This window comes from Streptomyces sp. Q2, assembly GCF_056820935.1.
Genome location: NZ_JBXEJE010000005.1, coordinates 251,970 through 261,761, shown reverse-complemented (window position 1 = coordinate 261,761; position 9,792 = coordinate 251,970). Strand labels below are relative to the sequence as shown.

The 9,792-nt window shown below is 70.1% G+C and carries 7 protein-coding genes and 1 pseudogene; all 8 read left to right on the top strand.

The genetic code is table 11. The features are described 5' to 3' along the window. Nucleotides 1–554 (top strand): annotated as a pseudogene (locus ACWBNA_RS08190) (hypothetical protein); the annotation flags it as partial. Nucleotides 555–810: 256 nt separating this feature from the next. Next, entirely contained in the window at nt 811–1,653 is an 843-nt protein-coding gene (locus ACWBNA_RS08185) for a nitrilase-related carbon-nitrogen hydrolase (RefSeq protein WP_482703548.1), read from the top strand. Continuing rightward, complete coding sequence (locus ACWBNA_RS08180) at nt 1,650–2,936, top strand: aspartate aminotransferase family protein (RefSeq protein ID WP_482703547.1); 1,287 nt, start codon at nt 1,650–1,652, stop codon at nt 2,934–2,936. Before ACWBNA_RS08185 ends, ACWBNA_RS08180 begins: the two co-directional genes overlap by 4 nt. A gap of 27 nt (nt 2,937–2,963) precedes the next feature. After that, complete coding sequence (locus ACWBNA_RS08175) at nt 2,964–4,538, top strand: PucR family transcriptional regulator (protein WP_482703546.1); 1,575 nt, start codon at nt 2,964–2,966, stop codon at nt 4,536–4,538. Between the two features lie 155 nt (nt 4,539–4,693). Beyond that, nucleotides 4,694–5,536 (top strand): nitrilase-related carbon-nitrogen hydrolase, encoded by an 843-nt coding sequence (locus ACWBNA_RS08170; RefSeq protein WP_482703545.1) that lies wholly within the window; start codon nt 4,694–4,696, stop codon nt 5,534–5,536. 100 nt (nt 5,537–5,636) lie between these two features. Continuing rightward, nucleotides 5,637–7,040, top strand: coding sequence for a dihydropyrimidinase (gene hydA / locus ACWBNA_RS08165; RefSeq protein WP_482703544.1), 1,404 nt, complete (start codon nt 5,637–5,639; stop codon nt 7,038–7,040). Nucleotides 7,041–7,051: 11 nt separating this feature from the next. Further along, a complete protein-coding gene (locus ACWBNA_RS08160) occupies nt 7,052–8,071 on the top strand; it encodes a TIGR03842 family LLM class F420-dependent oxidoreductase (protein ID WP_482703543.1) in 1,020 nt (339 codons plus the stop codon). Nucleotides 8,072–8,197: 126 nt separating this feature from the next. Then, the gene (locus ACWBNA_RS08155; protein ID WP_482703542.1) at nt 8,198–9,724 is read left to right on the top strand and encodes an NCS1 family nucleobase:cation symporter-1; all 1,527 of its coding nucleotides are present in this window, start codon (nt 8,198–8,200) and stop codon (nt 9,722–9,724) included. Nucleotides 9,725–9,792 lie beyond the last annotated feature (68 nt).

Below are 9,792 nucleotides of genomic sequence, written 5' to 3'. Positions count from 1 at the left end.
AGCCGCGGGCCGAGCCGTTGGACGCGTCGTCCCGGCGCGAGGCCGTCGGGACGGTCGAGCGGCTGGTGCGGCTGCGTGGCGAGGGCCGCAGCGGCGAGGCGCACGCGCTGCTCGCCGAGATGGCGCACTGGCCCGCCGTCCGCTACCCGCTGCTCGCCGCCGAGCTGCAGCGCGCCGGCCTGGGCGCCGACTGGGCGACCCTGCTGTGGGAGGCGGCCTCGCTGCCTCCCGACCGGCTCGTCGCCGTGGCCGACGCCCTGGCCGCCGCGGGGCGCGGCACCGACGGGGAGCAGATCCTGCGGCAGGGCGTGGTGCGGCCCGCTGACGAGATCGGGCGGGCCGTGCTGGAGCTGGCCGCCGGGGGCCGCCGTCGTGACGCCCGTGCGCTCCTGGACGCGTACGTCCGCGTCCGCACCGCCGAGGAGGCCGTCCTCAGCGTCGAGCCGGACCCGCAGACCCTCGTCCCGCTGCTCCTGGAGGCCGCACGGGACGCCTCGACCGAGCTCCACCGAGACCTGGTCCACGCGCTCCGGGTGGCGGGCTTCAGCGCCTGACGGGGCCGGAGGAGACCGGCCCGGTCACGGCACGGGACTCGTCCACCGGTGTTTGCACCCTGCCCGGCCGTGGCAGGGGATTCCCAGCCCGGTTACGTCGGCGTAAAGAAAACCCTGCACGCTTGGTGCTCGCGGTGCATCGAATGCGATTCACACGATCGAGTGGGCGGGCATCCTTCCCGGCGGGGACTTTGCCCTCTACGGTCGGCGTACACGCGCGTAGACGCCTCTGACGTCACCGTCGAAGGAGCAGCTCATGGCCAACGTCGTACGTGCCGCCCTCGTCCAGGCCACCTGGACCGGCGACACCGAGTCCATGGTGGCGAAACACGAGGAGCACGCCCGCGAGGCGGCCCGCCGGGGTGCCAAGATCATCGGCTTCCAGGAGGTCTTCAACGCTCCCTACTTCTGTCAGGTGCAGGATCCGGAGCACTACCGCTGGGCCGAGCCGGTGCCGGACGGGCCGACGACGCGTCGTATGCAGGAGCTCGCGCGCGAGACGGGCATGGTGATCGTCGTCCCGGTGTTCGAGGTCGAGCAGTCGGGCTTCTACTACAACACCGCGGCCGTGATCGACGCCGACGGCACCGTCCTCGGCAAGTACCGCAAGCACCACATTCCGCAGGTCAAGGGCTTCTGGGAGAAGTTCTACTTCAAGCCGGGCAACGTCGGCTGGCCGGTCTTCGACACCGCCGTCGGCAAGGTCGGCGTCTACATCTGCTACGACCGGCACTTCCCGGAGGGCTGGCGGCAGCTCGGCCTGAACGGCGCCCAGCTCGTCTACAACCCGTCCGCCACCCACCGCGGACTCTCCTCCCACCTCTGGCGCCTCGAACAGCCGGCCGCCGCCGTCGCCAACGAGTACTTCGTCGCCGCGATCAACCGGGTCGGCGTCGAGGAGTACGGCGACAACGACTTCTACGGGACGAGCTACTTCGTCGACCCGCGCGGACAGTTCGTCGGGGACACCGCCAATGACAAGGAAGAGGAACTCGTCGTACGGGACCTCGACTTCGACCTCATCGAAGAGGTACGCCAGCAGTGGGCGTTCTACCGCGACCGCCGTCCCGACGCCTACGAGGGGCTGGTGCAGCCGTGACCAAGGACCTGCTGGGCCGCCACCGCTCCGTCCTGCCCGACTGGCTGGCCCTCTACTACGAGGACCCGCTGGAGATCACCCACGGCGAGGGCCGGTACGTCTGGGACGCCGAGGGCAACAAGTACCTCGACTTCTTCGGCGGCATCCTGACGACGATGACCGCGCACGCCCTGCCCGAGATCACCAAGGCGGTGAGCGAGCAGGCCGGGCGGATCATCCACTCCTCCACGCTCTACCTCAACCGGCCGATGGTCGAACTGGCGGAGCGTGTCGCCCACTTGAGCGGCATCCCGGACGCCCGTGTCTTCTTCACCACGTCCGGCACCGAGGCCAACGACACGGCCCTGATGCTGGCGACGACGTACCGCCGCAGCAACACCGTCCTGGCGATGCGCAACAGCTACCACGGCCGTTCCTTCAGCGCGGTCGGCATCACCGGCAACCGCGGCTGGTCGCCCACCTCGCTCTCCCCGCTGCAGACGCTGTACGTCCACGGAGGCGTCCGCACGCGCGGCCCCTACGCCTCGCTCGGCGACGACGACTTCATCGCGGCCTGCGTCGACGACCTGACCGACCTGCTCGGCCACACCCGCCCACCCGCCGCCCTGATCGCCGAACCCATCCAGGGCGTCGGCGGCTTCACCTCCCCGCCGGACGGCCTGTACGCGGCCTTCCGCGAGGTGCTCCAGGAGCGCGGCATCCTGTGGATCGCCGACGAGGTGCAGACCGGCTGGGGCCGCACCGGCGAGCACTTCTGGGGCTGGCAGGCACACGGACACAACGGTCCGCCGGACATCATGACCTTCGCCAAGGGCATCGGCAACGGCATGTCCATCGGCGGCGTCGTCGCCCGCGGCGAGATCATGAACTGCCTGGACGCCAACAGCATCTCGACCTTCGGCGGCACCCAGATCACCATGGCGGCCGGCCTCGCGAACCTCACGTACCTGCTGGAGCACGACCTCCAGGGCAACGCCCGGCGGGTCGGCGGACTCCTCATCGAACGGCTGCGGGCCGCCGCGGCACAGGTTCCGGCCGTGCGGGAGGTGCGCGGGCGCGGACTGATGCTCGGCATCGAGGTGGTCAGGCCCGGCACGGACCAGGCCGACCCGCAGGCCGCGGCCGCCGTACTCGAAGCGGCCCGCGAGGGCGGGCTGCTCATCGGCAAGGGCGGTGGCCACAACACCAGCGCCCTGCGTGTCGCCCCGCCCCTGTCCTTGACCGTCGCGGAGGCCGAGGAAGGCGCCGCGATCCTCGAAGACGCTCTGAGGAGCATCCGGTAGCAGCATCGCGAACAAGGGAAAACCGTCATGACCACCACCTTGGAGACCTGGGAGCCGGTGGAGCCGACCCTGTCGGTCCGCCAGGTCCTGACGCTGGAGCGGGTCCTCGCCGGGGAGCCCGAGGTGGTGGCGGGTGCGAGTCAGCTCGACCGGGCGGTGCGCTGGGTGCACGTCGCCGAGGCCGCCGACGTGGGCGTGATGCTCAGCGGTGGCGAGATGGTCCTGACCACCGGAGTGCTGCTCGCCGGCGACGAGGGCGCGCAGGCCGAGTACATCCAGTCCCTGCACCGCGCGGAGGCCGCGGCCGTCGTGCTGGGCCTGGGACGGGCCTTCCCCACCCCGCCGGACGTGATGCGCCGGGCGGCCGAGCGGTGCGGGCTGCCGATGATCGTCCTGCACCGGCCCTTTCCCTTCGCCGAGCTGACGGAGGAGGTCCAGTCCCGGCTGGTACGGCGGAAGTTCGCCGCCGTCAGCCTTTCCGAGGCGGTACGGACCGCGCTCACCGGACTCATCACCGCGGGCGCCCCGCTGCAACGCCTGCTCGACGAGGTCGCCCAGCACAGCGGCTGTCCCGTCGTCGTCACCAACCTCGCCCACCGTGTCCTCGCCACCGCGGGGGAGCGGCCCGCCGTGGACGACGTGCTGCGCGACTGGGAGCGTATCGCCCGCCAGGCCGGCGGCAACGAGGTCGACGGCTGGATCCGCGCGGAACTGGCCGGACGCGGAGAGCGGTGGGGCCGGATCACACTGTGCGGCTACCGCGGCGACACCGCCGGCGGGCGACTGCTCGCCGACCGGGCCGCCGAGGCCCTCGTGCTGCACCGCATGCTGGGGGGCAACTCCGCGCACAGCTGGGAGGAGCAGTCAGCGCAGAGCCTGCTGACCGACCTGGTCAGCGGGATCGTCCCCGCCCGGCAGCTGCTGCCGCGAGCCCGCGCGGCCGGACTTCCGGTCAACCGCCGCACCTTCGTCCCGCTGGTCGTACGCCACGGCGAACCGGCCCAACTCGACCGTGTCCTGCGCATGCTGGGGATGCCCGGACTCGTCGCCGAACTGGCCGACGGGGCCGTCGCCGTCCTGCTGAGCCTCGCCCGCGATCAGGACGCGACGGCCCTCGCCGCGCACTTCGCGGCCCGGCTGCGGACCGAGTCCGGGTCCTCGAAGGCCGTGGTGGCGGCGGCCGACGAGCGCACCGTCTGGGACGACGTCCCGGCCGGCCTGCGCGAGGCCCTGCACGTCGCCGACGCCGTGGCGGACTCCTCGGCCGTCCTGGACCTGCCGGCCGTCGTACGCCTCAAGGACGTCCACCTGCGGGGCCTGATACGGCTGCTGCGCGACGACCCGCATGTGCAGTCCTTCGCGGAGCGTGAGCTGGACGGGCTGCTGTGCGGGGCCGGCGAGGACCTGCTCGCCGTACTGCGTACCTATCTCGCCACCGGCCGCAACAAGTCCCGCACCGCCCAGCTGCACCACGTCTCCCGGCCTGCGCTCTACCGCCGGCTGGAGTCGATACAGACCCGGCTCGGCGTCGACCTCGACGACTTCGAACAGGCCGCCTCGGTGCACATCGCGCTCCTCGCGCACGACGCGCAACAGGCTTGAAACATGCAACGACCTGGGAAAACGGCGGTGAAACATGGGCCCACAGCAGGGTGACACCGTGCCACGCCGCACGCCCGCGGACGTGACACCGTGCAACTCAAACCAGCCGTCCGCCCTCCTTAGGCTCCTCGCACACCGAGTGACCGGAGGTCCCGATGAGCACAGTGATCCGTGCCGCCCTCTTCCAGACCGCCTGGACCGGCGACAAGGAGTCGATGATCCAGGTGCACGAGCAGGCGGCCCGCGACGCCGCCGCGCAGGGTGCCCAAGTCCTGTGCTTCCAGGAGCTGTTCTACGGACCGTACTTCTGCCAGGTCCAGGACAAGGCGTTCTACGAGTACGCCGAGCAGATCCCGAACGGCCCGATCGTCAAGCGCTTCCAGGCGCTCGCCGAGGAACTCGGCCTCGTCCTGGTCCTGCCGATGTACGAGGAGGAGCAGCCCGGCGTCCTCTACAACACGGCCGCCGTGATCGACGCGGACGGCTCGTACCTCGGCAAGTACCGCAAGCACCACATCCCGCAGGTGCCCGGCTTCTGGGAGAAGTTCTACTTCCGTCCCGGCAACAGCGGCTGGCCGATCTTCGACACCGCCGTCGGCAGGATCGGTGTCTACATCTGCTACGACCGCCACTTCCCGGAGGGCTGGCGCGCACTGGGTCTGGAGGGCGCCGAGATCGTCTTCAACCCGTCGGCCACCTCGCGCGGCCTGTCGGCCTACCTGTGGCAGCTGGAGCAGCCGGCCGCGGCAGCCGCCAACGAGTACTTCGTCGGCGCGATCAACCGGGTCGGCGTCGAGGAGCTGGGCGACAACGACTTCTACGGGACGAGCTACTTCGTCGACCCGGAGGCCCAGTTCGTCGGCGAGGTGGCGAGCGACAAGGAGACCGAACTGGTCGTCCGCGACCTGGACCTGGCCAAGCTCCGCGAGGTCCGCGACCGCTGGCAGTTCTACCGCGACCGCCGCCCTGACGCGTACGGTCCGCTGACTGCTCCGTAACCGGGCCGGGTACGTCCGCCGGTCCGGCGCACGGGGGGCCGGACCGGCGACACCGACCGACCCGCACCACACCAGTGTTGAACACGGCAGGAGAGGGATCATGAGCAGCCGTACCGTCATCCGCGGTGGCCTCGTCATCACCGCGTCCGACGAGATCCACGCCGACGTCCTGATCGAGGACGGCCGCATCGCCGCCCTCGCCGCCTCCGGCACCTCCGCCGCCGAGGCCTGGACGGCCGAGCGCACCCTCGACGCCACCGGGAAGTACGTCATCCCGGGCGGCGTCGACGCCCACACCCACATGGAGCTGCCGTTCGGCGGCACCTTCGCCTCCGACACCTTCGAGACCGGTACCCGGGCCGCCGCCTGGGGCGGCACGACGACCATCGTCGACTTCGCCGTGCAGAGCGTCGGCCACTCCCTGCGCGAGGGCCTGGACGCCTGGCACGCCAAGGCCGAGGGCAACTGCGCCATCGACTACGGCTTCCACATGATCGTCTCCGACGTGAACCAGGACACGCTCAAGGAGATGGACCTGCTGGTGGAGGAGGGCGTGACCTCCTTCAAGCAGTTCATGGCCTACCCGGGCGTCTTCTACAGCGACGACGGCCAGATCCTGCGCGCCATGCAGCGCTCCGCCGAGAACGGCGGCCTGATCATGATGCACGCGGAGAACGGCATCGCGATCGACGTCCTCGTGGAGCAGGCGCTGGCGCGCGGCGAGACCGACCCGCGCTACCACGGTGAGGTGCGCAAGGCACTGCTGGAGGCCGAGGCCACCCACCGGGCCATCAAGCTCGCGCAGGTCGCCGGGGCGCCGCTGTACGTCGTGCACGTCTCGGCGATGGAGGCGGTCGCCGAGCTGGCCAGGGCGCGCGACGAGGGCCTGAACGTCTTCGGCGAGACCTGCCCGCAGTACCTGTTCCTGTCGACGGACAACCTCGCCGAGCCCGACTTCGAGGGCTCGAAGTACGTGTGCTCGACGCCGCTGCGGCCCAAGGAACACCAGGCCCACCTGTGGAGGGGCCTGCGCACCAACGACCTCCAGGTCGTCTCCACCGACCACTGCCCCTTCTGCTTCGTGGGCCAGAAGGAGCTCGGCCGGGGTGACTTCTCCAAGATCCCCAACGGGCTTCCGGGCGTCGAGAACCGGATGGACCTGCTCCACCAGGCCGTCGTCGACGGGCACATCTCGCGCCGCCGCTGGATCGAGATCGCCTGCGCGACCCCGGCCCGCATGTTCGGCATGTACCCGAAGAAGGGCACCATCGCCCCCGGCGCCGACGCGGACGTCGTCATCTACGACCCGCACACCGAGCAGACCGTCTCCGCCGAGACCCACCACATGAACGTCGACTACTCGGCGTACGAGGGCAAGCGCCTCACCGGCCGCGTCGAGACCGTCCTCTCGCGCGGCGAACTCGTCATCACCGAGCGGGAGTACACCGGGCACGTCGGCCACGGCACGTACACCCCCCGCTCCACCTGTCAGTACCTCAACTAGGAGTGGCGCAAATGGACTTCGGACTCGTCCTGCAGACCGACCCGCCGGCCTCCAAGGTCATCAGCCTGATGAAGCGGGCCGAGCGCAACGGCTTCACCTACGGCTGGACCTTCGACTCCGCCGTGCTGTGGCAGGAGCCGTTCGTGATCTACAGCCAGATCCTGTCGAACACCAGCAAGCTGAAGGTCGGCCCGATGGTCACCAACCCGGGCACCCGCACCTGGGAGGTGACCGCCTCCACCTTCGCCACGCTCAACGACATGTTCGGCAACCGCACGGTCTGCGGCATCGGCCGCGGCGACTCCGCGATGCGTGTCGCGGGCCGCAAGCCCAACACGCTGGCCCGCATCAGCGAGGCCATGAAGGTCATCCGGGCGCTCGGCCGGGGCGACGAGGCCGACCTCGGCGGCACGGTCATCAGGTTCCCGTGGATCAAGCCCGGAGCCGAACTCCCCGTGTGGATGGCCGCGTACGGCCCCAAGGCCCTGAAGATGACCGGCGAGGAGGCCGACGGGTTCATCCTCCAGCTCGCCGACCTCTACCTGACCGAGTACATGGTCAAGACCGTGAAGGACGCGGCCGTCGCCGCCGGACGCGACCCGTCCGAGGTGAAGATCTGCGTCGCCGCCCCCGCCTACGTCACCGAGGACGACTCGCCCGAGGCACTCGCCCACGCGCGCGACCAGTGCCGCTGGTTCGGCGGTATGGTCGGCAACCACGTCGCCGACCTGGTCTCCAAGTACGGTGAGCACTCCGCCGCCGTACCCGACGAACTCACCGACTACATCAAGGCGCGCGAGGGCTACGACTACTCCCACCACGGACGCGCCGACAACCCGGACACCCGGTTCGTGCCCGACGAGATCGTCGACCGGTTCTGTCTGATCGGCCCGGTCGACAAGCACATCGAGAAGCTGAACGCGCTGCGTGAGCTGGGCGTCGACCAGTTCGCCGTCTACGACATGCACGACGCCCAGGAAGCCACCATCGACGCGTACGGGTCGACGGTGATCCCGGCCCTCAACGGCTGACCCACCACTGCGCTCTCCCCATCCCCCCACTCCAGTTCTCCCCTCCCCGTGGCCCCGTTGCCTCGGGGAGGGAGCCGGAGCCCGCACGGCCTTTCCGGATCCGCCCCTCGTTTGATTGGCCTGCCCATGACCGACACCGCTCCCACGGCCATACCGCCGTCCCCTCAAGTCACCCTCGCCGACGGCCGGGTGGAGCTCGCCCCGGGCAGCCCCGCCCCGAGCGGGCGCTACGCCAACGAGGACCTGCTGCCGGTCCCGGTGGAGAAGCGCACCTGGACCACGTACAACTTCTCCGCGCTGTGGGTCGGCATGGCCCACAACACGGCTTCCTGGACCCTGGCCTCCGGTCTGATCGCCGTCGGCATGGACTGGAAGCAGGCGGTGTTCACCATCGCCCTGGCCAACGTGATCGTGCTGGTCCCGATGCTGCTCACCGGGCACGCGGGGCCGAAGTACGGCATCCCCTTCCCGGTCTTCGCGCGTGCATCCTTCGGCATCCGCGGCGCCAACCTGCCCGCCGTCGTACGGGCCTTGGTGGCCTGCGGCTGGTTCGGCATCCAGACCTGGATCGGCGGCGAGGCGATCTACTTCCTCGCCGGGAAGCTCATCGGCAACGGCTGGAGCGACACCGCCAAGATCGGCGGCTACGCCTGGACCATGTGGCTGTCGTTCGCGATCTTCTGGGCGATCCAGGTCGCGATCATCTACCGGGGCATGGAGACGATCCGCCGCTTCGAGAACTGGGCGGCGCCCTTCGTCCTGGTCGGCGCACTGGTGATGCTGATCTGGATGAGCAACAAGGCGGGCGGCTTCGGCCCGCTGCTCGACCAGCCCTCCAAGCTCGGCTGGGGCGCCGACTTCTGGAAGCTGTTCTGGCCGTCCCTCATGGGCATGATCGGCTTCTGGTCCACCCTGTCCCTGAACATCCCGGACTTCACCCGTTACGGCAAGAGCCAGAAGGCGCAGACGTGGGGCCAGGCCCTCGGCCTCCCGACGACCATGACGCTCTTCGCGCTGCTGTCGGTGATGGTCACCTCCGGCTCGCAGGCCGTGTACGGCGAGACGATCTGGGACCCGGTACAGCTCGCCGCCAAGACGGACAACGTCGTGGGCCTGCTGTTCGCGCTGGTCACCGTGCTGGTGGCGACCCTGTCCGTGAACGTCGCGGCCAACCTGGTCTCGCCGGCCTTCGACTTCTCCAACATCGCGCCCCGCAAGATCACCTTCCGGGCAGGGGCCCTCGTCACCTGTGTCCTCGGCGTGCTGATCTTCCCGTGGAAGCTGTACTCCGACCCGCAGGGCTACATCTTCACCTGGCTCGGTCTGGTCGGCGGTCTGCTCGGCACGGTCGCCGGCATCCTCATCGCCGACTACTGGATCCTGCGCCGCGGCAAGCTCGACCTGACCGACCTGTACCGCACCGGCGGCCGCTACTGGTACGCCGGCGGCTGGAACTGGCGGGCCGTGGTCGCCTTCGTGGCCGGCGGTGTGCTGGCCGTCGGCGGCGCGAGCTTCAAGCCGCTGTTCGACGGGCGTCCCATCCCGGCACTGGAGTCGCTGGCCGACTACGGCTGGGCGGTGGGCCTGGGGACGTCGATGGTCCTGTACGTGGTGCTGATGCTGGCGCGTGGAAGGGACCGTCTCGAGGCGTGACGCCGAACGCCGTGCGGTGCTGGAGGGCGGTCGGTCCTACTGACCGGCCTCCAGCACCGCGACCGCTT

Excerpts from the sequence above, each read along its gene's own strand:
- ACWBNA_RS08185 (WP_482703548.1), top strand. The coding sequence starts at position 811 with ATGGCCAACGTCGTACGTGCCGCCCTCGTCCAGGCCACCTGGACCGGC.
- ACWBNA_RS08175 (WP_482703546.1), top strand. The coding sequence starts at position 2,964 with ATGACCACCACCTTGGAGACCTGGGAGCCGGTGGAGCCGACCCTGTCG.
- ACWBNA_RS08170 (WP_482703545.1), top strand. The coding sequence starts at position 4,694 with ATGAGCACAGTGATCCGTGCCGCCCTCTTCCAGACCGCCTGGACCGGC.
- hydA (WP_482703544.1), top strand. The coding sequence starts at position 5,637 with ATGAGCAGCCGTACCGTCATCCGCGGTGGCCTCGTCATCACCGCGTCC.
- ACWBNA_RS08160 (WP_482703543.1), top strand. The coding sequence starts at position 7,052 with ATGGACTTCGGACTCGTCCTGCAGACCGACCCGCCGGCCTCCAAGGTC.
- ACWBNA_RS08155 (WP_482703542.1), top strand. The coding sequence starts at position 8,198 with ATGACCGACACCGCTCCCACGGCCATACCGCCGTCCCCTCAAGTCACC.